General features: G+C 64.3%; 23 protein-coding genes and 1 pseudogene. 14 read left to right on the top strand and 10 right to left on the bottom strand.

Going from position 1 to position 21445, the window contains the following annotated elements; genetic code table 11:
• The first annotated feature begins 94 nt into the window (after positions 1–94).
• The 9 genes from AX725_RS03505 to AX725_RS03465 all read left to right on the top strand — a co-directional run bounded on the left by AX725_RS03505 (position 95) and on the right by AX725_RS03465 (position 8094).
• Positions 95–1972 carry a heavy metal translocating P-type ATPase gene (locus AX725_RS03505; RefSeq protein ID WP_060978292.1) on the top strand — a complete coding sequence of 626 codons (1878 nt, stop codon included), beginning with the start codon at positions 95–97 and terminating at the stop codon, positions 1970–1972.
• Positions 1973–2091: 119 nt separating this feature from the next.
• Positions 2092–2787, top strand: coding sequence for a VIT1/CCC1 transporter family protein (locus AX725_RS03500; RefSeq protein ID WP_060978293.1), 696 nt, complete (start codon positions 2092–2094; stop codon positions 2785–2787).
• A gap of 70 nt (positions 2788–2857) precedes the next feature.
• A complete protein-coding gene (locus tag AX725_RS03495; RefSeq protein ID WP_223806831.1) occupies positions 2858–3262 on the top strand; it encodes a YqaA family protein in 405 nt (134 codons plus the stop codon).
• Positions 3263–3325: 63 nt separating this feature from the next.
• Positions 3326–4642: a histidinol dehydrogenase gene (gene hisD, locus AX725_RS03490; RefSeq protein ID WP_060978295.1), complete on the top strand. Its 1317-nt coding sequence runs from the start codon at positions 3326–3328 to the stop codon at positions 4640–4642.
• 150 nt (positions 4643–4792) lie between these two features.
• Positions 4793–5317, top strand: coding sequence for a DUF2271 domain-containing protein (locus AX725_RS03485; protein ID WP_060978296.1), 525 nt, complete (start codon positions 4793–4795; stop codon positions 5315–5317).
• Between the two features lie 9 nt (positions 5318–5326).
• Complete coding sequence (locus tag AX725_RS03480; RefSeq protein ID WP_223811304.1) at positions 5327–6253, top strand: DUF4198 domain-containing protein; 927 nt, start codon at positions 5327–5329, stop codon at positions 6251–6253.
• Between the two features lie 267 nt (positions 6254–6520).
• Complete coding sequence (locus AX725_RS20850; RefSeq protein WP_060978297.1) at positions 6521–6811, top strand: hypothetical protein; 291 nt, start codon at positions 6521–6523, stop codon at positions 6809–6811.
• Between the two features lie 127 nt (positions 6812–6938).
• Positions 6939–7814, top strand: coding sequence for a nickel/cobalt efflux transporter (locus tag AX725_RS03470; protein WP_060978298.1), 876 nt, complete (start codon positions 6939–6941; stop codon positions 7812–7814).
• Between the two features lie 13 nt (positions 7815–7827).
• Complete coding sequence (locus tag AX725_RS03465) at positions 7828–8094, top strand: metal-sensing transcriptional repressor (RefSeq protein WP_060978299.1); 267 nt, start codon at positions 7828–7830, stop codon at positions 8092–8094.
• Positions 8095–8106: 12 nt separating this feature from the next.
• Here AX725_RS03465 and AX725_RS03460 read toward each other — a convergent pair whose 3' ends face one another.
• Genes AX725_RS03460 through AX725_RS03445 form a run of 4 tightly spaced genes read right to left on the bottom strand, consistent with a single transcriptional unit; the run spans position 8107 to position 12280 of the window.
• Entirely contained in the window at positions 8107–9087 is a 981-nt protein-coding gene (locus tag AX725_RS03460) for a YncE family protein (protein ID WP_060978300.1), read from the bottom strand.
• A gap of 9 nt (positions 9088–9096) precedes the next feature.
• Positions 9097–10020, bottom strand: a complete 924-nt coding sequence (locus AX725_RS03455) for a DUF1259 domain-containing protein (protein WP_208597921.1) — start codon at positions 10018–10020, stop codon at positions 9097–9099.
• Positions 10017–11429 (bottom strand): chromate efflux transporter, encoded by a 1413-nt coding sequence (gene chrA, locus AX725_RS03450; RefSeq protein ID WP_060978301.1) that lies wholly within the window; start codon positions 11427–11429, stop codon positions 10017–10019. The genes AX725_RS03455 and chrA overlap by 4 nt, the downstream gene beginning before the upstream one ends.
• Positions 11426–12280: a chromate resistance protein ChrB domain-containing protein gene (locus AX725_RS03445; RefSeq protein WP_060978302.1), complete on the bottom strand. Its 855-nt coding sequence runs from the start codon at positions 12278–12280 to the stop codon at positions 11426–11428. Before AX725_RS03445 ends, chrA begins: the two co-directional genes overlap by 4 nt.
• A 454-nt stretch (positions 12281–12734) precedes the next feature.
• Here AX725_RS03445 and AX725_RS21675 point away from each other — a divergent pair, with 454 nt between their 5' ends.
• Positions 12735–13214 (top strand): Arm DNA-binding domain-containing protein, encoded by a 480-nt coding sequence (locus tag AX725_RS21675; protein WP_331710215.1) that lies wholly within the window; start codon positions 12735–12737, stop codon positions 13212–13214.
• On the opposite strand, the pseudogene AX725_RS21670 reads toward AX725_RS21675, so the two are convergent.
• The 4 genes and pseudogenes from AX725_RS21670 to AX725_RS03425 form a co-directional block, all read right to left on the bottom strand.
• Positions 13098–13454 (bottom strand): annotated as a pseudogene (locus tag AX725_RS21670) (alcohol dehydrogenase catalytic domain-containing protein); the annotation flags it as partial. The gene AX725_RS21675 and the pseudogene AX725_RS21670 overlap by 117 nt on opposite strands.
• A 69-nt stretch (positions 13455–13523) precedes the next feature.
• Entirely contained in the window at positions 13524–14750 is a 1227-nt protein-coding gene (locus tag AX725_RS03435; protein WP_060978303.1) for an acyl-CoA dehydrogenase family protein, read from the bottom strand.
• A gap of 14 nt (positions 14751–14764) precedes the next feature.
• Positions 14765–15502: an SDR family NAD(P)-dependent oxidoreductase gene (locus AX725_RS03430; RefSeq protein ID WP_060978370.1), complete on the bottom strand. Its 738-nt coding sequence runs from the start codon at positions 15500–15502 to the stop codon at positions 14765–14767.
• A gap of 11 nt (positions 15503–15513) precedes the next feature.
• Positions 15514–16542, bottom strand: coding sequence for a phosphotransferase family protein (locus tag AX725_RS03425; RefSeq protein WP_060978304.1), 1029 nt, complete (start codon positions 16540–16542; stop codon positions 15514–15516).
• 71 nt (positions 16543–16613) lie between these two features.
• On the opposite strand from AX725_RS03425, the gene AX725_RS03420 reads away from it, so the two are divergent.
• Positions 16614–17249 (top strand): TetR/AcrR family transcriptional regulator, encoded by a 636-nt coding sequence (locus AX725_RS03420; protein ID WP_060978305.1) that lies wholly within the window; start codon positions 16614–16616, stop codon positions 17247–17249.
• Here the strand turns inward: AX725_RS03420 and AX725_RS03415 are convergent.
• Together AX725_RS03415 and AX725_RS03410 are read right to left on the bottom strand one after the other, a co-directional pair.
• Positions 17236–17955, bottom strand: coding sequence for an anti-sigma factor (locus tag AX725_RS03415; protein WP_066113783.1), 720 nt, complete (start codon positions 17953–17955; stop codon positions 17236–17238). The genes AX725_RS03420 and AX725_RS03415 overlap by 14 nt on opposite strands.
• A complete protein-coding gene (locus AX725_RS03410; protein WP_081096934.1) occupies positions 17952–18488 on the bottom strand; it encodes an RNA polymerase sigma factor in 537 nt (178 codons plus the stop codon). Before AX725_RS03410 ends, AX725_RS03415 begins: the two co-directional genes overlap by 4 nt.
• Positions 18489–18522: 34 nt before the next feature.
• On the opposite strand from AX725_RS03410, the gene AX725_RS03405 reads away from it, so the two are divergent.
• The 3 genes from AX725_RS03405 (at position 18523) to AX725_RS03395 (ending at position 21310) form a co-directional block, all read left to right on the top strand.
• Positions 18523–19794, top strand: a complete 1272-nt coding sequence (locus AX725_RS03405; RefSeq protein WP_067512251.1) for a S8 family serine peptidase — start codon at positions 18523–18525, stop codon at positions 19792–19794.
• A 99-nt stretch (positions 19795–19893) separates the two neighbouring features.
• Positions 19894–20730 (top strand): hypothetical protein, encoded by an 837-nt coding sequence (locus AX725_RS03400; protein ID WP_060978307.1) that lies wholly within the window; start codon positions 19894–19896, stop codon positions 20728–20730.
• Between the two features lie 235 nt (positions 20731–20965).
• Positions 20966–21310: a hypothetical protein gene (locus tag AX725_RS03395; protein WP_060978308.1), complete on the top strand. Its 345-nt coding sequence runs from the start codon at positions 20966–20968 to the stop codon at positions 21308–21310.
• Positions 21311–21445 lie beyond the last annotated feature (135 nt).

The following is a 21445-nucleotide window of genomic DNA, read 5'->3' as shown; positions in this document are numbered from 1 at the left end:
CCCGCGCTCGCGGCGAAATGTCCCCTCAGGGTGCGGGAAACGGGAGCCTCTATCGGGCGAACGGAAAAATGAAGCGACAGGAGGCAGCGTTACGATGAGTGAGGCAGTTGAACCCCGGGAAGACGGTGCGACCTGGCGCGACCTGATGACACGGGAACGCTGGATCGAAATTGGCCGGATACTGCTTACCGGCACGGTGGCGCTGCTGTATTGGCAACAGCTTGTGCCGATCCAGGTGCTTTGGGCTGCGGTCGTCATCGGCCTCTATCCGCTGGTCAGGACAGGGCTCGCCGACCTCATAACTGAACGTAAGATCGGCACCGAGATCTTCGTGACGATCGCGACCATTGTCGCGATATTCGGCGGCGAAACTGTGGCCGGCGCCGTCCTAATGGTCATCATTCTCATTGCGGAGTTCATTGCCGACCTCAATACCGATCGCGCTCGCGCCTCGATCAAGGCGCTGATCGGGTCCGTGCCCCAAACCGCGATCGTGCGGGATAACGGGTCGGAGCGCACGGTGCCGATCGCGGCGCTCAAGGCGGGCAACATCGTCCTCGCGCGAACCGGCGAGAAAATCCCGGTCGATGGCGTGGTCGTCGGCGGGCGAGCCTCGGTCAACCAGGCACCGATCACCGGTGAAAGCGTCCCCCAGGACAAGACGGAGGGTGCAGAGGTGTTCGCCGGCACCATCGTTGAAGCCGGCGCGCTCGACATCCGAACCGAAAAGGTCGGCGGCGATACGATCTTCTCCCGCATCATCGCGCTGGTCGAAAATGCCGAAGCCGAGGCTGCCCCCGTGCAGAAGCTGGCCGACAAGGTCGCGGGATGGCTGATCCCGGTCGTGTTCGTCTTCCTGATCGTCGTTTTTCTGGTGACGCGCGACGTCTCCAAGATCGTGACCTTGTTGATCTTCACCTCGCCGGCAGAGCTTGGCCTGGCGACGCCGATCGTCATGATCGCCGCGATTGCCAGGGCTGCTCGCAGCGGCATTCTCATCAAGGGCGGGCTCTATCTTGAGCAACTCGCCAAGGCAGACGCGATCGCCTTTGACAAGACCGGCACGCTGACCGCCAACAAGCCGTTAGTGGTCGACGTCAAGGTGACCAATCCAGATTTTTCGGAAACGACACTGCTGCGGATCGCGGCCGCCGCCGATCGCCGCTCAGCCCACCCTTTGGCCAAGGCGGTGGTCGAGGCGGCCGCCGAGGACGGAATCACAGTGCCGGAACCGGAAAACTACGAGCAGGTTCAGGGTCGAGGCGTTAGGGCGACCGTGGAAGGCAGAACCGTTCTCGTAGGTAATCCGGCTTTACTTCGCGAGAACGGCGTGTCCATCGCCTATGCTGTCGAAGATCGGGATCGCACGCCCGTCCACGTCGCGGTTGACGGCCGGTTTTGCGGGATCATCTTCATCGCCGATACGCTGCGCCCAGGGGCGCGAGAAGCCATCGCCGCTTTGAAGGAAAATGGCGTCAGACATATCGTCATGCTGACCGGCGACAATCAGACGACTGCTAACGCGATTGCGAGAGACTTGGGTGTCGATGAGGTCAAGGCCGACCTGATGCCCGAAGACAAAGTCGCCATGATCGCCGACTTGCAGAAGCGCGGCTATAAGGTTGCGATGGTGGGTGACGGCGTCAACGACGCGCCGGCACTCGCGCGTGCCGACATTGGCATCGCCATGGGCGGCGGCGGCACGCAGGCGGCGTTGGAAGCCGCTGACATCGCACTGATGACCGACGACCTCGGCAAGATTGTTGGCGCGCGCACTATCGCGCGTCGCGCCTATCGGACCGTCCAGGAAAATCTCTGGGTCGGTGTCGGAGTGGTCCATGTGCTTGGCATCACCGCCGCGCTCATGGGCTGGATTGGACCAATCCAGGCGGCGTTCATCCATCTGGGACCAGACGTTCTCGTGTTCCTTAATTCGGTCAAGCTTCTGCGCGTCAGGATTGCGGAAGCATGATGGAGGGGTCTCGGCGTTGGCCACCGAGTGCTGAGTCCTTCGGGCATAAGTGCGGAAACAGTCCGCGCCATGGGCGTCTCACTGGATGCCCATCGCGAACGAGGCAGGGAGACTGAGGCATGCGACATCCGAGCGAACGGCATCTGGTGCAGCGGGTCGGCTGGCTGCGAGCGGCAGTGCTCGGCGCTAATGACGGCATCATTTCAACCTCCAGCCTGGTGGTCGGCATCGCTTCGGCCCAGACGAGTTCGTCGACGGTAATGCTGACCGGCGTCGCAGCGCTTATCGCCGGCGCAATCTCGATGGCGGCGGGTGAGTATGTCTCGGTGAGCAGTCAGGCCGATGTCGAAGGCTCCGACCGGCTGCGCGAAACGCGCGAACATGCATCAGACCCCGAGGAGGAACGCCGCGAACTGGCCGCTGTCTATGAAGCGCGCGGGCTTGCACCCGACCTCGCCGTCCAGGTCGCCGAGCAGTTGATGCGCAGCGATCCGGTCGGCGCGCACATGCGTGACGAGCTTGGCATCACGTCCGAATTGGCGGCACGGCCGATCCAGGCGGCACTGGCGTCGGCGGCAACCTTCTGCGCAGGTGCGATCATACCGGTGTTAATGGTCGGCGTGGTCCCGCGCGCCTCGCTGGTCATCGCAATCACGATCGCGACGCTCGTCCTCCTCGCCATTCTCGGCGCGATCGGCGCAAGGGCAGGCGGCGCGTCGATGTGGCGTGGCGCGGTGCGGGTGACCTTCTGGGGCGCGATCGCGCTGGCAGCCACGGCGGGCATCGGCCACCTGTTCGGCACGACTGTGCAGTGAAGGATGCGAACCGCTATGCCTTCTGTCGATCGCGATGATCGCTATAGCGGCGCCCTATGCCGGGTTGTTCGTGACAGCGTTCGTCGCCGCGACCCTGCTGCCTGCACAGTCCGAAATCCTGCTCTCGGCGATGGCGATCAGTGGGCGATACGATCTGCTCCTGCTGCTGTTAAGTGCGACGGCAGGAAACACGCTCGGTTCGCTTTTCAATTGGCTGCTCGGACGCGGTTTCGAACGGCTGCGCGACCGGCGCTGGTTTCCGTTCAAGGCCGCCACGGTCGAGAAGGCCGTTTGCTGGTATGCCCGGTGGGGCAAATGGTCTCTCCTGCTTTCCTGGGCGCCGATTGTAGGAGATCCGCTAACCTTTGCGGCCGGATTGCTACGCACGCCTTTACGGGTCTTCCTGCCGCTGGTGTTGCTGGCCAAAGGCGGGCGCTATGCCGTGCTGCTGATCGCGGTCGAGGCTGTGCGGTAATCTGCGAAAGCTGCTGCGTGTCGCCTCACCAAATTCAGCGCCCAACAAGTGGAAGTGTGAAGCATGGTTCGAAGATTTTTTGCGGACGCCCCTGATTTCAAATTGGATTTTGACGCACTGGTGGAAGCGCGGCGCGAAGCCGACGAGGATGTCTCGGTGGTCGTGCGCGAGGTGATCGCGGCTGTTCGCCGGGACGGCGACGATGCGTTGCGCGCCTATACTTGGAAGTGGGATCGGCACGACCTCGACCAGACCGGATGGACGATCGGCCGCGACGTTTGCGAGAGGGTGTTCCGCGACCTCGACCCTGACTTGCGTATGGCCCTGGAACTTGCCGCGCGGCGGATTGCCACCTACCATGAAAGGCAGTTGCCCACGGACAGCGACTATGTGGACGGTGCTGGCGTCCGGCTCGGCGCGCGATGGCGGGCAGTGGAAAGCGCCGGTATCTATGTGCCGGGGGGCCGAGCCACTTATCCCTCATCGGTGCTGATGAACGCGATTCCTGCCGCCGTTGCGGGCGTAAGTCGCGTGGTGATGGCGACCCCGATGCCCGATGGCATCGCCAACCCGCTGGTGCTGGCGGCGGCCTACCTCGCCGGCATTGACGAGGTGCGTCCGATTGGCGGTGCACAAGCGGTCGCCGCGCTGGCTTACGGCACTGGGTCGATCCCACGCGTCGATGTCATCACCGGTCCGGGCAATGCCTGGGTCGCCGAAGCCAAGCGGCAGGTTTACGGTGTCGTGGGAATCGACATGGTCGCGGGTCCATCCGAGATTGTCGTCCTGGCGGATGGAGCGAACGATGCGGATTGCATCGCCGCCGACCTTCTCAGTCAGGCCGAACATGATCCGACGAGCCAGTCGATCCTCATCACCAACGATCGGGCCTTCGCCGACCACGTCGCTGCGGCGGTCGAAGTGCAACTCGGCACCCTCGCCACTTCGGCGGTGGCGCGTTCCTCGTGGGAAGCGCATGGCGCGATCATTGTCGTCCCTGCTCTCGACGATGCCATACCACTCATCGATGCGCTTGCGCCCGAACATCTCCAGATCGCCACCCCTCGACCTCGCCATCTTTTTGACCGTGTCGCACATGCTGGCTCGGTCTTTCTCGGCCAGCATACGCCGGAAGCTATCGGCGACTATATCGCTGGCCCCAATCACGTCCTGCCAACAGGGCGCCGGGCGCGGTTCGCCTCAGGACTATCGGTGCTTGATTTCATGAAGCGCACCAGCGTTATCGAGCTGGACGAACGGGCTTTACGAGAACTCGGTCGTGCAGCCGTGACCCTTGCCGAGGCTGAAGGACTGCCCGCCCATGCTGCATCTGTGGGTCGCCGTCTTGAATGGAATAGCCGTTCTTACAATCGGAGTTAAGGTGCACGAACATGCGCTCTTCCCATTTGACGATGCAATATTGATGAACGCAAGTCCCTTTTGTTGCGAATGCGAATTGTTTGCGCTACGTGGGTGATGTTGAATTGGACCTTGGGCTTCTTAGAAGCAATCGAAATCAGGGATATATGCATGCGTTTTCGCTTGACGGGATTGACTGCGGCGGCTCTCGGCTCAAGCGGCTTTGGGGTAACGCCAGCTGGCGCGCAGACGATTGACCTTTCGTTCACGCTGCCGCGATTGTCGGTTGCCGAATATCATCGCCCCTATGTGGCGGTCTGGCTGGAGAAGGCGGGCAGCGCTCCCCGGACCCTCAGCATTCTCTATGATGTCGACAAGCGCAACAATGCGGGCGCCAAATGGCTGCGCGACGTGCGTCTTTGGTGGCGTGCTGCCGGACGAATGCTCAGTGTTCCTGCCGACGGCGTGAGCGGCGCAACCCGTCCGGCCGGATCGCATACGCTCAGCTTCACCGCCGGTCGGGGAGGTATGCCCGCGCTGACACCGGGGAACTATGTCCTCGTCGTCGAAGCAGCACGCGAGGCCGGTGGACGCGAAGCGGTGCGTCTGCCCTTCACCTGGTCGGGAACCCAGGCAACTGCATCGACGAGCGGCAAGTTCGAGCTTGGCCGCGTCTCACTGAACGCCCGGCGTTAAGGGGGAGCTATGCCTGTGAAGATGATCCGCACGTCGATCCTGTCGGCCCTCGCCATGGGAGCCGCGCTTGCGCCGATCGCTGTCGAGGCAGCGCCCCGGTCGTGGATGCTTCCTTCCGAGACCATGTTCGTCGGTAGCGGCGACGAATGGCTGACGGTCGATGCGGCCCTATCGACGGACCTCTATTATTTCGATCACGCCGTGCAGAATTGGGAACCGTTCGCGCTCGCGCCGGATGGCAGCAAGGTAGCGGTCGAGAACAGCGCGAAGGGCCGCCTGCGTCAGACTTTCGATGTCCATGTCGTGCAGCCCGGCACCTACAAGATCGCAATCGTTTCTGAATCGGTGAGCGGCAGCTACCTGCTGAACGGAGAACGGAAGATGCTTCCGCGCGGGACCACGCCTGCAACGCTCGCTCAAGCTGTGCCCGCCGGGGCGACCGATGTATGGAGCGCGGTCAATACGAGCCGCATCGAGACCTTTGCGACCGCTGGAGAGCCGACCACCGCGGTTTTCAAGCCGACCGGCAAGGGACTTGAGATGGTTCCGGTTACGCACCCTACCGAACTGGCGAGCGGCGAGGCTGCCACTTTCCAGTTCCTGCTTGATGGCAAGCCGGCGGCCGACCTTTCCGTGAGCGCGGTAAACGGTGGCGTTCGCTATCGCGATGGCATTCAGCAGCTTGATCTCACGACCGATGCCGAGGGCAAGGTCACGATCACTTGGCCGGACGCCGGTATGTGGTGGGTAAACGTCGCCAGCGGCGGTGGACGGAGCGCGGCCGGCCCCGGTGGTTCTGCGCCCCAAGCCAGTGCCAAGGCTGAACAGCCACTGGCTGCTGGTAATCTGCCCGGAGGCGAAGGAGCACCGCGCCCGATTGCGCCACCGCGGCCACGATCGTCTTATTCCATGACTGTCGAAGTTCTTCCGTCATAGACTCGACTGCGGCGGCGGCCCATCCGAATTGATTCGAATGTGCAAGCATTAGGGCGGTGTTACAGCGTAAATGTAGTGTTCATCATCGCGGGTCACCACATACCGTTGGTTTCCGCCGAAAATGACCTATAAACCGCCTTTGCTACGCCAGCGTAGTGACAACGGCGATCGATGACGGTCATGGAGTTCAAATCGATTGCGGAGATTCTGGCTACGTATCCGCGACCAGCATTCCGAAGGGACGGTGCAGTCTGACCGGCTTGATATTTGCTGGATCACAATGCCGATGCCCATCCGGGCACCGGCATTGCGTTTGCCTACGAGGTCGCCAACTTGGCCTTTGGCATGGGACCGATCTTCAGGCGGGCTGTCCAAGCCGTAATCGCCGGCAGCACCAGCCTGGCCTTCGGCCGCCGGCAGCATGACCGGGATGACGCCAAGCGTTTCAAGATCGTCGCGCTGGGCATCCGGCAAGCGGACCACCACCGCGAACCGCCGATCGCCCTCGAACAGGGCGATCGAGGGTTTCAAGGCAATCTCGCGCTACTTGTAGATTGAGCCAGCGGGCGCCGATGCTCATCAGGCGATGAGGAGTAATCTCCAGAACACAATAAGGTTCGTTTATCGATAAATATCCTATCCAGGGGGATGGGATGATGCGAAAGCTCATGCTAAACGCCACGCCATGACCTCTCTTGCAGACCTGCTTCAACAAAGCGCCGCCCATGCGTGGCTGTTTGTGCCTACCGCCATCTTGCTCGGCGCGCTGCACGGGCTCGAACCGGGCCATTCGAAGACGATGATGGCGGCCTTCATCATCGCGGTCAGGGGAACAGTGCGCCAGGCCGTGCTGCTGGGTTTGGCGGCGACGCTCTCCCATACGGTCGTGGTCTGGGTCGTGGCGCTCGGCGGCATGTGGCTGTTCGGCGGCCTCAACGCGGAAGCGACCGAACCCTATTTCCAGCTCGCATCCGGCGTGCTGATCGTCGTGATCGCCGCCTGGATGCTATGGCGCACCCGCCGCGAGCAGATTGCAGCCGAACACTATCACCACGATCATGGGCACCATCACGGCCACTCCCACGGCCACGGGCATAATCATCACGGCGATCACGACCACCATGAACATGAAGAATTCGAGGAAGCCGAGGAACGCGGCCTGGAGGTTGCGACCGGCGGCTTTGTCGATGCGCACGAAATGGCCCATGCAGAGGACATCCGGCGCCGCTTCGCGAACAGCAATGTCACCACCGGCCAGATCATCCTGTTCGGCCTGACCGGCGGTCTGATCCCATGCCCGGGCGCGATCACCGTGCTGCTGCTCTGCCTCCAGCTCCAGCGGCTCGCGCTGGGCGCCGTGCTGGTGTTGTGCTTTAGCATCGGGCTTGCCATCACCATGGTCGCGTCGGGCGTCATCGCCGCGATCAGCGTCAAGCAGGTGACGAAGCGCTGGAGCGGTTTTGGCGAGATCGTCCGCAAGGCGCCCTATGTTTCGGGTGGGGTCATCCTGATCGTCGGCCTCTATGTCGCCGTTCACGGATGGATCGCGCTACCGCATTGAGCAGGACATTTGCATGAGCCATGCCGCCAATCCCGATCTTCTCAACCGCCTGAAGCGCGCGCAGGGCCATCTCGCCAAGATCGTCGAAATGGTTGCCGAAGGCCGGGACGGCCTCCAGATCGCGCAGCAGATGCAGGCGGTGGTCGCTGCGCTCGACAAGACCAAGACACTGCTGGTCAGCGATCATATCGAACATCATCTGGAGGAACTGGTCGGGCCGTTGCCCAAGGCGACGCGCGACGAACTGGCTAAGCTGGGTGAACTGGCCAAATATCTCTGACGCCGCCGTGCTTCAGCGCTGGGGCTGCGCGAGATTCAGTTTGAGCGCCCAGATCGCGGCGGGATGACCATGGGCCGGAACCGCCACGAACAATCGGTCCAGCTCCGGCACATAGAGCCCGGTGCGTGCGCCGCCAGCAGTTTGCGCCCACGCGCTCTGTCCATCGGCGCCGATCACATCGACATGGCCGGCGCCGCAGACCAGCAGGATATGATCGCGCACCAGGAATAGATCGTCGGCATCACCGCAAGCTGATCCGAGGGAGAGCGTTTGGCCGCTCGCTGTATCGATCGTCGCCAGCGCCGCCGGGAGCCGATAGGCGATCACGATCCGGTTGCCTGACGGCTCGACCGCCATCGGGAAGTTAAGCCGGTGCAGTCCGGTCGGCCAGCGTGCCAGTTGTTTTCCCTGGTCGATGTCGGCCGCGATCACCGAGCCGTCATCGGGGATATTGATATAGGCGCGCGATCCGGACAGCCGAAACCCCTCCGGATGGCCGGGCAGCGCCAATCGGGCGAGAACCGTGTGACGGACGGGATCGATCGTGGCGAGGCCGCCCTTGCCATAGCCGACGATGACATGGCCGTTGCGCGGATCGACCCGCACATTGTCGGCATCGTCCTCAAGCGCGATCCGCGCCCGCTCGTGAAGCTCTGTGTCATAGAAGCGGACCGAGCCGTCACCGCAGGCGACCACCAATTCGTGGGTCGCCGGAAGCCAGGCGACGCCCTGCGGTTCGCCAAGGCCGGCGATGCGGCCGATGACCTTGCCGGCCTCAAGATCGACCTCATCGACCGTGCCGTTGGCGATCTCGGCAACGAACAGCCGATGGTCCGCCAGATCGACCGCCAGATGGTCGATGCGCCCCCTGGTGTCGGGGAGCGAGATCGTTCGCTCCAGCACGAGAGGGGAGTGCGGATCGGTCGGTTGTGCCTGGCTGCACCCCGGCAGCGCCAGCAGCAGTGCCGCTGCACATCCCCTCCAGGGTTTCATCGCTGCGCCCTAGTTCGCCGCGACCGCGACATGGCTGAGCGCGGCGGTCAACCCGCGCGCGAGCTTCTGCGCGTCGTCATTGGCCCAGAAGTGCATGAAGAACAGGCGCGGCTCGTCGTCGAGCATGTGGTTGTGGAGCGCCGTCACCTCGATCCCGTTCTGCCGCAACTCGCGCAGCACCGGATTGACCTCCGACGCTGTCAGCACGAAGTCGCCGGTGATCGCCGCCTTGCCGCCGCCGGTTGGCTGGAAGTTGATGGCGATGGCCGCGCCCATCGCGGGCGGTAACGCCATCCCACCATCGCGCGGTGCCTCGGCACGGGGAATGCCGAATGCATAGACGCCGCCGCCGATCTTGCCCTTGTGGCCCATGATGCGGTCGAGCGCGGCGGTGTCGAGGTCGATCGTCTCCGGCGCGGCGGGGCTTGCCGCCGGAGGCGCGGACAAGGGCGTGCCGCTCAGCGCCAGCGCATCGTGCAGCACCTTGGCGAGTTGCGCCGGATCGCCATGCCCGGCGATGTGCATATACATGGTGTGGGGTGTGTTCCGCAGCAGATGGTTGTGGAGCGCGGTGATCTCGATTCCGCCGGCGACAAGCTTGGCCATCACCGGATTCACTTCGGTATCGGTGAGCACCAGATCGCCCATGACCATCGCCTGACCCCCGCCATGCGGTACGAACGCCAGCCAGGAGCCGAGCGCCAGCGCCGGTTTCAAGGTCACGCCGTCGAGCACCACATGCAGGTCGCTGCGCGGCAGGCCGATGCGATAGACACCGCCCGGCATCTCGGCGCCCGGTTTGCCGATGGCGGTGGCGACCGCCTGTTCCCAGGGTTCAGCCGCCAATGCGGGCGAACTCAGAGCGAGAAGCCCCAACAGGCCGAACGTGGTGATACGCTTCATCATGATCTCCTTGAGCAGCAGCGGGATCATTGGACCACGCCTGACAGATAGAGGGCCGCACCGATCGCGGAACTTGCCGCGAGGACCGGGATCATCCCGACCTTGAACCGGAACACGGCTATCGCGGCGCCGGCGGCCAGCAGCGCCGCCGGGAGGTAAAGCGAGGTCAGAACCGGGAAGTCGAAGGCGAACCGCGCGACCCGGACCACCCGCACGTCCTGGAACAAGGTGTGGATCGCAAACCAGACGGCAAGGTTGAGGATCACGCCCACGACGGCCGCCGTGATCGCGCTGAGTGCGGCCGAGAGCGTCCGGTTGCCGCGCAACTGCTCGACGAACGGCGCACCCGCGAAGATCCACAGGAAGCAGGGCATGAACGTCACCCATGTCGTCAGGATCGCGCCCAGCGTGGCCGCGACCAATTGCGGCAATGCGCCCGCATCGCGAAACGCCGCGAGGAAGCCGACGAACTGCGTGACCATGATCAGCGGCCCCGGCGTCGTCTCGGCCAGGCCAAGGCCGTCGAGCATCTCGCCGGGCCTGAGCCAATGATAGGTGCCTACCGCTTCCTGCGCGACATAAGCCAGCACGGCATAAGCGCCGCCGAATGTAACCATCGCCATCTGGCTGAAGAAGGTTGCGATGCGCGTGAACACGTCATCGGGGCCGAGAAGCACCAGCAGCGCGATGACCGGCGCGAGCCAAAGGAACAGGAATGTCCCGGAAATCTTGAGCGACCAGCCAAGGTTGGGCTTGGCATGATCCGGCAGGCTTTCGCCGAGCGCGGTATCGCGGTCATGGACGACATTCCCGCCCGCGCTCCCATGTCCGCCGCCGCCCTTGAAGGCCGACAAGCCCAGCCGTCCGCCGACATAGCCGCCGATGCCCGCCGCTAGGACGATCAGCGGAAAAGGCGCATTGAGGAAAAAGATCGCGACAAAGGCGGCCGCCGCGATCCCGCGCATGACGTTGTTCTTGAGAGCACGCGATCCGACCCGCACCACCGCCTGGATCACCACCGCGAGGACCGCCGCCTTCAAGCCGAAGAACAACCCGGTGATCAGCGGCACATGGCCGAGCAGCACATAGAGATAACTGAGGCCCAGGATTGCGAGGAAGCCGGGCAGCACGAACAGTCCGCCTGCGACCAGACCGCCCTTGGTCTTGTGAAGCAGCCAGCCGATATAGGCGGCAAGCTGCTGCGCTTCGGGGCCGGGCAGCAACATGCAATAGTTGAGCGCGTGCAGAAAGCGCTCCTCACCGATCCAGTGCTTCTCCTCGACGAGGATGCGGTGCATTACCGCGATCTGGCCAGCGGGGCCGCCGAAGCTCAGCGATGCGATCCGCGCCCAGACGCGCACGGCTTCACCAAATGTGATGCCGTGATCCGGCGTGCCTGCTTCGCTGCCTACGGGCAGTTCCGTCACCGCGCCGCTCATGGCCGCACCTGCGCTTTGGCGCGGGCTTTCGCGGGCTGGTGCGAGACCCAATTATGGGTTTCGTCGGTCGCGTCGCGGCACCAGCGATAGAAGGCGTCGTAGAGGAGCATCCCGGCCTCGAGCTGTTCCTGATCGTCGGCATACATGCGCGACAGGCCGAGCGAGGCGGCAAGCAACCCGTCCGCTTCGGGCACGAGGTCGGGGCGGCCGGTATCGGCACCGCGCACGATCGGCGCGAGGCGTTTGAGTGACTCATGACCGCTGAGGCCGAATGCCTCGACCATGACGTCGAAGGTGCATAGCTCACCCCGATGGCTCCAAGTGACGCCTTCGCCTTCGATGTCGAAGGGAGCGGCGCCAAAGCGCTCGGCGACGCCCTGAACCTCGGAGGGCGCCACGAACAGGAAGATCGCGCTCGGATCGATGAAGCGGCGGATCAGCCACGGGCAGGCGATCCGGTCCACCTTGGGGCGACCGCGCGTCACCCAGACGGTCCGTCCCTCGGCATCGCGGGGCGGCAGCACGGTGTTCGGCACCATTGGAAGACCAGAGTTCGCCCATCCGGCCACACCGCCCTCCAGCGCCTCCGCTGACACGCCGTCGTGGCGCAGCCGGGCGGCGACGCCTTGGCTCAGCGATCCACCGTCCCGACAAGCAACAACGACCGACTGGCCGTGGAATGCTCGTGCCCAGGCGCTGACATCGCTGGCGGACCTTCGCAACGATCCAGGGATCAGCAGCGGTTCGGCCGAGAATTCCTCCTCGGGTCGAACGTCGATCAAAACAGGCCCGGTCGGAATACCGACCAAGCGAACGAGTTTATCCGGTGAGATCGTGTTGAGAACAGACATGATGCGTCCTTGTTGAAAGTAGGACGCGATTCTTGAGCCTGTCGCCTCGTGGGGAGACCGCGATCCCCATATTCAAATCATGGCAAATGCCGCATGGACGGTCAATCCTTTCGATGTGATGGTTTGCCGCAGGGTGATCGTTCCTCGACGGATGAGTAAAACGGTTCCTTTAGGTCATAGCGCTGGGGGCAATCCGGGGACGAAGGAAGGCGATCATTTGCGTTAAATGGCGGCTCTAGGGTAGTAGAAGCGGCGATTCATATTCATCGCTTTCGTCCGCCTTGGGGCACCAGTGCACCTTCCCAAAACGTTGCAAATCCTCGATTTTATGCGGGTTTCGGGCTATACTGCCCCTAACTGGAATCTCGTTTTGTTCCGAGTGATGTCACCAAGTCTCGAAAAATAGGGGGCAAATCTGGGGGCAACGAGCAGGGAAGAAAGGCGTTGCCCCCAAATGTCCCTGAAAGCCGCAGAAATCCGTGGGTTTCAGCCAGCTGATACCCCCTACCGCAAAACGGATCAAAATGGACTGTATTTGGAGATTCGGCCTAACGGTTCGAAACTCTGGTACTGCAAATTTCGGATCCAGGGGATCGAGAAGCGGTTGTCGCTCGGGCACCGGATCGATCGCATAGACGACATGCGCGCCCATCACGAAGGCGCTGTCCACCGCCATCAGCCCGATCGGCCCGCATCCGATCACCGCGACGCTGCTGCCCGGCACGATATCGGCATTGCGCGCGCCGAACCACGCAGTCGCGAGTGCGTCGGTCATCAGCAATGCCTGTTCTTCGGTCACGCCATCGGGGATCGGCACCGCGTTGACGTCCGCGGCTGGCACGCGCACCGCCTCGGCCTGCGATCCCTGCAGTTTTGCGGACAGGCCATAGCAGCCCGCCATGCCATTCTCACACAGGTTGACCACGCCCGATAGGCAGGCGCGGCATGATCCGCAGCCGACGGCGGCAGGGATCATCACCTTGTCGCCCACCTTGAGTCGCGACACGCCGCGTCCGGTTTCGACGACCTCGCCCACCGCCTCATGCCCGACGCAGAAGCCGATATCCTCCGAAAAGCCGTGACCGTGATAGATGTGGAGATCGCTGCCGCAGATCGCGCAGGCCGAGACCTTCACGATCGCATCGCGGTCCGATTGCGGCACCGGATCGTCCATGCTCTCGTAGCGGATATCGTGCGCGCCATAATAGCGAAGAGCCTTCATGACCTTGCCTCCCCCTGGTGTTCAGCGCCGGTTCGCGGCGACATATTCGGCGATCTTCTGCTTGCCGAGCTGTGACATATGCACCTCTTCCGGCCCGTCGGTAATCCGGACATAGCGGTTGAGCGTGAAGAAATAGGCGATCGGCGTGTCCTCGCTGACCCCCATGCCGCCATGCGCCTGGATCGCGCGGTCGGCGACGGTCTGCGCCATGGTCGGCGCGACCACCTTGATCGCGGCGATCAGGTCCTTCGCCTGCTTGTTGCCATGGCGGTCCATCGCGTCGGCGGCCTTGAGGGTCAGCAACCGCGCCATCTCGATCTCGCAGAAGCTGCGCGCGACATCCTGCCGGATGCTGCTCTGGTCGCCGAGCTTCCGGCCGAAGGCGACGCGGCTGTCGACGCGGCACGCCATATGTTCGAGCGCGCGCTGCGCTTGGCCGATCGAGCGCATGCAATGGTGGATGCGGCCCGGCCCCAACCGTCCCTGCGCGATCTCGAACCCGCGGCCCTCGCCCAGGATCAGATTCTCCTTCGGCACGCGGACATTGTCGAAGCGGAGCTCGGATTCGCCGCCGGGCGAGTTGTACGACCCGAAGACGGTCTGGTGGCGGACGATCGTCACGCCGGGCGTGTCGCGGGGGACGAGGATCTGCGAATGCTGCGCATGGCGCGGCGCGTCGAAATCGGTCTTGCCCATCACGATGAAGATCTCGCAGCGCGGGTGCATCGCATTCGATATCCACCATTTGCGGCCGTTGATGACATAGTCGTCGCCATCAGGGATGATCGACAGCTCGAGATTGGTGGCGTCGGACGATGCCACCTGCGGCTCGGTCATCACATAGGCCGAGCGGATCTCGCCGTTGAGCAGCGGCTTCAGCCATTTCTCCTGCTGTTCGGGCGAACCGAACTTGGCGAGCACCTCCATGTTGCCGGTATCGGGCGCCGAACAGTTGAACACCTGGCTCGACCAGGGAACGCGGCCCATCAATTCGGCGAGCGGCGCATATTCGAGATTGGTGAGGCCCGGGGAGAATTCGCCATATTCGTGCGGCAGGAACAGGTTCCACAGGCCCTGGGCTCGCGCCTTGTCCTTCAGCGCCTCCATCCCCGGCCATTCCTGCCAGCGGTTGTTCTGGTCGTGGACAAAGTCGTAATAGGCCTGCTCGTTCGGATAGATATGTTCGTCCATGAACGCCTCGATCTTCGCGATCAGCCCGGCGACCTTGTCGCTATATTCGAAATCCATCTGTCTGCCTTTCGTTACAGGGAGAGCCCGCCATCGACGATGAGCGTGTGGCCGGTGACATAGGAAGCGAGCGGCGATGCCAGGAAGATCGCGGCGCCCGCCATGTCCTCGGGCGTGCCCATCCGCCGCTGCGGGATCTGCGCGAGCGCGCCTTGCAGCCGCTCGGCGTTCTGTGTGGTCACCTTGGTCAGCTTGGTATCGACCAGCCCGGGGGCGAGACCGTTGACGCGGATGCCATCTGCCGCAAAGGCCTGACCCAGCGTCTTGGTGAGGCTGATCGCCCCCGCCTTGGATGCCGCATAAGCGGGATTGCCGATATTGGCCTTCAGCCCCGAAATCGAGCTGACGATGACGATCGATCCGCTTGCCTGCGACAATTGCGCGCGGAACTTGCGCGAAATGTGCATCAGGCTGTCGAGATTGACCGCCATCACCCGGTCCCAGCCTTCGCGCTCGAACTCGCCACGCCGATAGACCACGGTGCCCTGGCACAGGATCAGCACATCCAGGCTATCGAATGGCAGATCCGCCGCCTCGATCGCATCGGGATTACCGACATCGACACCGGTGTAGCCAAGGCCGGTCAGGTCCGATCCGTCCGCCGGATCGTAATCGCTGGCCGAAGCGCGCGTGCCCCAGACATGCACCTCGCCGCCGCGCGCGCGAAAGGCTTGCGCGATGCCGTTGCCGATGCCGCTCGACCCGCCGACGACCAGCACCTTCCGGCCCGTGAAATCGGTATCGTCTATCATGGCTTTTCCCTTCATCTGATGCGGCGCAGCGCGCGTTCGAACAGGTCGAGCGTGTGGGCGTGCAGGCGATCGCCGGTTTCCTTCGGCGCCTTGCCGGCGCAGGCGCGCGCGTGCGTGCCCTCCAGGATGATCCCGAGCTTGAAACAGGCGAGCACGACGTACCAGTCGAGCGCCGACAGTTCGCGCCCGCTGGCTGCGGCATAATGCGCCACCAGTTCGTCGGGGCTTGCAAATCCCTCCCATGGCGTGATGGCGACATCGGTGGCGCGCGGCACATCGTCCTCGGGCCAGGTCGCGAGCAGCCAGCCAAGGTCGAGCAGCGGATCGCCGATCGTACTCAGTTCCCAGTCGACCACCGCCGCCAGGTCCCCGCTGTCGGGACGCACCATCACATTGGCCAGGTGAAAATCGCCATGGATGATTCCGGGGTGGAAATCCGCAGGTCGATGTGCATCGAGCCAGTGGGCGACCTGATCGACGCCGGGGATTGCGCCGGGGCCGGGCCAGCCGGGCAGGTCGGCATAGCCCGCAAGCTGCGCCTTCCAGCGCCCGACCTGCCGCTCGAGATAATTGTCGGGCTTGCCGAACCCGTCGAGCCCGACCGCCCGATAATCGATCGCGCCGAGCGCCGCGATCGCCTCGACCATCGACAGCCCGATCCGGTGGCGTGCGGCAGCGTCGTTCGCGTGGAAATCCGGCAGGCCCTGGGTCGGGTTGAAGCCGTCGACCGGTTCCATCAGGTAGAAGGCGACACCCAGGACCTGATCGTCGGCGCAGGCGGCGATCAATCGCGGATGGGGCACGGCACTGCCGTCGAGCGCGGCCAGAACGCGCGCCTCGCGCCGCATCGTGTCGTTGGAACTGGCGCGCGGCACCGGCGGGGGCCTTCGCAGTACATAGGCCGCTTCACCCCGGCGAAAACGCATCAGGATGTTCTGCGTCCCGCCCGACAGCAGCCGCGCTTCGGCAATCGGTCCAGTACCGACGCCTTGGGCGTCCATCCAGCCTTCCAGCGCCGCGAGGTTTATCCCCTCGATCATCCGCCACCTCTCTTTTATCCATATGGATAAATGCATTTGACGCGCCGAGCTGTCAATGGCAAATCCAGGCCATGGCCCGTGACCCGTCGACCGCGCAATCGCCAGCGCCGCAGCATCTGAAGGAAGTGGCGCTCAAGCTTTTTGCCGAACGCGGGATCGATGGCGTCACCGTGCGGCAGATTGCCGAGGCGGCAGGGCAGAAGAACCATGCCGCGATCACCTATCATTTCGGGTCGAAAGAGGCGCTGATCCGGCAGCTTGTGATCGATGGCGCGCAAGCGATCGATGCGCGCCGCAATGCTGCGTTGGACCGTGCCACGGCCGCGGGCGGCCCGCACAGCGTGCTCGAGGTGATGGAGATTCTGGTCGAGACCTCGATCGATCCCGATCCGCCGTCCTGGGGAGAATGCTACAACCGCTTCGTGGTCGGGCTCCAGCTATCGAACCGCGCGCTGTTCATGGACGCGCTCGAGGGGCGCTGGAACTCGGGCTATCAGCGCTGTCTGGAAGAGGTTCGACGGCTGATGGCGCATTGCCCAGGCGACCTGCTCAACCAGCGCCTCGTCTTCATGGGCGGGGCGATCGGCGGAATATTGGCGGGGCGCGAAACCGAGCTGTCGGACCGCTCGCGCGAACACCCGATGTGGTCGCATCCCGAAACGCTGCCCCGCGTCGCGCGGGCGCTGGCATCGATTATCGAAGGTTGAGCCAGCCAGCGGCGCGGGCACTTCGCTCCGCCTGCGCATCCATCGCTCCGTCTTTCGCCATCTCCTGCGCGACGGCAAGAATGTCCGCGTCGCTGCCTGCCTGCCGGTATTCGCGGTCCGATTCCCGCGATCCGGCGAAGCGCCGCGTCACTTTCCAGCCCTTGCCGTCGCGACAGGCGATGCCGCCATCGGCGGTGCTGCGCCATGCGCGACAGACCGAACCATCGCTGGCCTGGAAACTGAGCAGAATGCGCGGATCGGCGTTGGTCGGCTGCTCCGCCACAAGCCGGGACTCGAGCACGGTCGCGAGCGCGCTATCCGCATAACCTGCTGGCTGCGAACCCTGCCAGGGCTGCCAGATCGCGAGCACCAGCGATGCCGCCAGGGCGGGGCCTGCCACCGGCAACCAGCGCCGCACCATCGGGGCAAGACTGCGTCTGGCACGCGCCTGCGCGAAGCTCACGACCTCGCCCGAGCCTGTCTCGGCATGCGCGGATTGCGCGATCAGGGTCAGCAGCCGATCGGGTACCGGTTCTGCGGCGATGGGCGCATAGCGGGCCGTCAGCAGGCTCTTGAGCCTGCGATGCCGATCGAGCTGCGCTGCCAGTTCGGGATCGGCGGCGATCGCGGCTCCCACCCGACGCCTCTCGTCAGCGCCTAGCTCGCCATCGGCAAAGGCGGCGATCAATTCGGGCGTCACGGTCATGCCGCATCCTCCAGCAGGTCCATCAGGGCATCGCGACCACGCACCAGGCGCGAATTGAGCGTGCCGACAGGACAGCCGACAATCTCGGCCGCCTCCTTGTAGGAACAGCCTTCGACCATCACCAGCAGGACCGCTTCACGCTGTTCGTCGGGAAGGCGCAGCATGGCCCGGTCGATCATCGCGAGTTCGACCGTCGCCTCCTGGCCGCCTTCGGCCCCGATGGCGAGGCCTGCCTCATCGGGCACGAAGGTTTCGCGGCGGCGCCGGGTGGCGCGGATTTCGTCGATGAACAGGTTGCGCATGATCTTGTATATCCAGCTGTCGAGGCGCGTTCCCGGCTGCCACTGGTCGCGACGCGCCAGCGCCCGTTCGATCGCCATCTGGCACAGATCGTCGGCATCCGCCGATGCCCCGGTCAGGCCATAGGCGAACCGCCGCATTCGCGGCAGCAGGTCGACGAGCAGGGTCTCGAACGTTTGTGTCAGGGTCCAGGCCTTTCTGATGGATGAAACGGCTGGCCTCGTGCGTTTCATCCATGGTTAAGCGAAAAAATCGGACGGAAAAGAAATGCGCATCCCCGCCATGATCCTGAGCATGCTGACCTGCGGCGCGCTGCTTGCGGCAACACCGCTGTTTGCGCAGTTGCAAACGCCGCTGGGCAATGTCGGGTTGCCTGGCATCGGGCGCGGGGTCGGTGACCTTCTCGACACGGCCGGAAATGGGATCGACGGACTGGGCAGGCTGGCCCAGCGCGAGGCTGACCGATTGCTGCAGTTGCGCGACAGGCGATTGACCCAGCTGCTGCGGCAGAACCGCGATCTGGTCGAAACTGACATGCGCGGCGATCTGGCGCGGCGGGGCGAGATCCTGGTCACCGGTCCGACCGAAAGCGCGACGGATGCCCTCCGGCGCGCGGGCTTTTCGGTGATCGCCGAGGAACAGGTCGAGGGCCTCGACCTCGCGATCGTGCGGCTGCGCGTTCCAGCTGGTCTCAGCCTCGCCAGGGCCGAAGCGCTGGCGCGGAAGGCTGCGCCCGAGGCCGAAATCGCGGTGGACAATCTGCACTGGCAATCGGGTTCGCTCGGCCGACAGAGCTCGGCTCTGCCCAGCTCCGCGCTCCTGGCGGCAACCGCAGGATCGCCGGTCGATACGCCCATCGGCATCATTGATGGTGCACCGGGGCCATCCTTTCGTCCGATAGCCATCAAGGGCTTTGCCAAGGGGGCACCGCTGGCCTCCGATCATGGCAGCGCGATCGTCAGCCTGCTGCGCAATGAAGGCGCAGGCCGGCTATGGGTGGCGGATGTCTATGGCAGCGATCCCGCTGGGGGCAACGCGCTGGCCATCGTCCGGGCACTCGGCTGGCTGGCGAGCAGTGGCTGCAAGCTGGTCACGATCAGCCTGGTCGGCCCGCGCAATGCCGTGCTCGAACGCGCGATCCGGCAGGCGCAGCGACGCGGCATCGTCATCGTTGCAGCGGTGGGCAATGACGGGCCGGCTGCGCCGCCTGCCTATCCCGCATCCTATGACGCTGTCGTGGCGGTGACCGGGGTGGATCGGAAGGGACGCGCGCTGATCGAGGCGGGGCGGGCGCTGCATGTCGACTATGCGGCGCCCGGGGCAGAGGTTCACGCGATAAATGCCAGGGGCAGGCCGGTCAGCCTGCGCGGTACATCTTTCGCCACGCCGCTGGTCGCCATCAGACTTGCCGATGCGCTGGCCAGGGGCGGCGACTGGCAGGCGAGGCTTGATCGGGAAGCGCGCGATCTGGGGCCCAGGGGTGAAGACAAGCGTTTCGGGCGCGGCTTGTTGTGCGAACAATGCGCCTGCAAGCCGTGAACTTTCCGGCGAAGCCATGAATTAAACCGGCCAGGCGAAGCGTTGTCCTTTCAGACGGGCAGGCAGTGATGCCCGCGTTCAAGCTGAAAGGAACCCATCATGAAGAAGATTCTGATTGCCGCCGCGACGGTCGCGTTGATCCCGGCTGCCGCCCAGGCGCAACTGCTCGGCGGTGGCGGACTTGGCGGCGCATTGGGTGGCACTCTGGGCGGTACATTGGGCGAAACGCTCGGGGGAGGGATCGAACGCCCGGTCGGCGGCACGCTCGAGCGGACTACGCGCACCGTACGCGGTTCGGCCGAAGCCAATGGCTCGACCACCGGCACGCAATCGGTCGATGCGCGGCGCGGCACCGTCTCGGCTCAACGCAGCGCGAACGGCTCGGTCCTCGCCTCGAGCGCCAGCCTGGCCGATATCGTGGTGCCGCCCGCCGACACGATGACCGAGGCGCAAGGCTCCGGCACGGCGAGCGGCCAGGGCAGCGCGCAGGCCCAGCTGATCGGCATGGACGCCCTGACCGACGCGGTTGCCCCCATCGCGCAGGGAACGCGCGCCCGCGCTGGCGAGGCTGTCTCAAGCGTGCGTGGGGTCACAATGCCTGCCGGAGCGACCGCGGCGGGAAGTGGCGCGGGCGCTGCAAGCGGATCGCTGCTGGCCAGTCCGCTGGCCGTTGCGGGCAGCGCGGCGGCGGCTGGTGACGGTGCTGCGATGGTCAGCCGCGGCATGCCGGTCACGCTGGCCGACGGATCATCGCTCGGCAAGGTGAAGGACGTCGTCGCGAACAGCCGGGGCGCGGTCGAGCAGATCGTGGTGAAACAGGGCAATGTCACACGCTCGCTGCCGGCCGGCATGTTCTCGGCCTCTGGCAATGCGCTGGTGCTGGCCGAGACCGGCAGCACAGCCGCTGCGCCAGAAGCGGCGGAGCCTTCGGAATGATCGGCTTGTCTTGAAGCCGAGTCCAGCTGCGGTGTGCTGCTCGCTGCCTGTGCGGGCAGCAAACCGCGGCCTCCTCAAGGCGGACACTCTCCCGGCGTCCGCCTTCCTTTATCTGAACGGCCGCCGCTCGGTGCTCCGCCGAAAGAATGTGCATCATTAACGGATTAAACCGGATGTACCGATCGTTTCCCTTTTGACCGCTTGCCATGGCGGCACTCAGCAAAGGGAGAATAGCATGATCAAATTTGTCACGACGTCGATCGCCTTTCTGGGCTTCGCAGCCGCAGCCACGGCAGCGGTCCCGATGCTGCACGAGGAACAGGTCGCCCGCGCCGAGGAATCGCGCATCATCGGCCTGCCCATTGCCGGGATCGAGAACCGCCTATGGTTCGATTATCGCATCAACGTCACCGAGGCGCAAAAGGAGCTGGGCAGCGACTTGCGCCGTGCCACCGACATCGAGGACCGCCGCGACGCCTGGGAAGAATATGCCGTCGAGCTGAAGCACGAGCGGGTGCATTATATCGAGGAAATGGCCGAACGCGGCTATCGCATGGGCAACGCGATCATCGTCGATTGATTGTTTTCAGCGGGAAGGGATCGAACACGGTGGCGATCCCTTCCCGCTGCCGCCCTGGGCCGGAATGAGGAACTGATCGACCGCTCCCGAGTTGGCTGGAGACACTTCATTCACTTACGGAATTCAGGCGTGCCC

This window comes from Blastomonas sp. CCH9-A1 (assembly GCF_001557175.1).
Classification (GTDB): Bacteria; Pseudomonadota; Alphaproteobacteria; order Sphingomonadales; family Sphingomonadaceae; genus Blastomonas; species Blastomonas delafieldii_A.
The sequence above is the reverse complement of the archived record's forward strand: the minus strand, read 5'-3'. Positions and strand labels throughout refer to the sequence as shown.

Excerpts from the sequence above, each read along its gene's own strand:
- AX725_RS03410 (WP_081096934.1), bottom strand. The coding sequence starts at position 18,488 with ATGAAACGCACGAGGCCAGCCGTTTCATCCATCAGAAAGGCCTGGACC.
- hisD (WP_060978295.1), top strand. The coding sequence starts at position 3,326 with ATGGTTCGAAGATTTTTTGCGGACGCCCCTGATTTCAAATTGGATTTT.
- AX725_RS03435 (WP_060978303.1), bottom strand. The coding sequence starts at position 14,750 with ATGGATTTCGAATATAGCGACAAGGTCGCCGGGCTGATCGCGAAGATC.
- AX725_RS03420 (WP_060978305.1), top strand. The coding sequence starts at position 16,614 with ATGGCCCGTGACCCGTCGACCGCGCAATCGCCAGCGCCGCAGCATCTG.
- AX725_RS03425 (WP_060978304.1), bottom strand. The coding sequence starts at position 16,542 with ATGATCGAGGGGATAAACCTCGCGGCGCTGGAAGGCTGGATGGACGCC.
- AX725_RS03400 (WP_060978307.1), top strand. The coding sequence starts at position 19,894 with ATGAAGAAGATTCTGATTGCCGCCGCGACGGTCGCGTTGATCCCGGCT.
- AX725_RS03460 (WP_060978300.1), bottom strand. The coding sequence starts at position 9,087 with ATGAAACCCTGGAGGGGATGTGCAGCGGCACTGCTGCTGGCGCTGCCG.
- AX725_RS21675 (WP_331710215.1), top strand. The coding sequence starts at position 12,735 with ATGTCCCTGAAAGCCGCAGAAATCCGTGGGTTTCAGCCAGCTGATACC.
- AX725_RS03415 (WP_066113783.1), bottom strand. The coding sequence starts at position 17,955 with ATGACCGTGACGCCCGAATTGATCGCCGCCTTTGCCGATGGCGAGCTA.
- AX725_RS03480 (WP_223811304.1), top strand. The coding sequence starts at position 5,327 with ATGCCTGTGAAGATGATCCGCACGTCGATCCTGTCGGCCCTCGCCATG.
- AX725_RS03485 (WP_060978296.1), top strand. The coding sequence starts at position 4,793 with ATGCGTTTTCGCTTGACGGGATTGACTGCGGCGGCTCTCGGCTCAAGC.
- AX725_RS03405 (WP_067512251.1), top strand. The coding sequence starts at position 18,523 with ATGCGCATCCCCGCCATGATCCTGAGCATGCTGACCTGCGGCGCGCTG.
- AX725_RS03395 (WP_060978308.1), top strand. The coding sequence starts at position 20,966 with ATGATCAAATTTGTCACGACGTCGATCGCCTTTCTGGGCTTCGCAGCC.
- AX725_RS03430 (WP_060978370.1), bottom strand. The coding sequence starts at position 15,502 with ATGATAGACGATACCGATTTCACGGGCCGGAAGGTGCTGGTCGTCGGC.
- AX725_RS03505 (WP_060978292.1), top strand. The coding sequence starts at position 95 with ATGAGTGAGGCAGTTGAACCCCGGGAAGACGGTGCGACCTGGCGCGAC.
- chrA (WP_060978301.1), bottom strand. The coding sequence starts at position 11,429 with ATGAGCGGCGCGGTGACGGAACTGCCCGTAGGCAGCGAAGCAGGCACG.
- AX725_RS03500 (WP_060978293.1), top strand. The coding sequence starts at position 2,092 with ATGCGACATCCGAGCGAACGGCATCTGGTGCAGCGGGTCGGCTGGCTG.
- AX725_RS03465 (WP_060978299.1), top strand. The coding sequence starts at position 7,828 with ATGAGCCATGCCGCCAATCCCGATCTTCTCAACCGCCTGAAGCGCGCG.
- AX725_RS03445 (WP_060978302.1), bottom strand. The coding sequence starts at position 12,280 with ATGTCTGTTCTCAACACGATCTCACCGGATAAACTCGTTCGCTTGGTC.
- AX725_RS03455 (WP_208597921.1), bottom strand. The coding sequence starts at position 10,020 with ATGATCCCGCTGCTGCTCAAGGAGATCATGATGAAGCGTATCACCACG.
- AX725_RS03470 (WP_060978298.1), top strand. The coding sequence starts at position 6,939 with ATGACCTCTCTTGCAGACCTGCTTCAACAAAGCGCCGCCCATGCGTGG.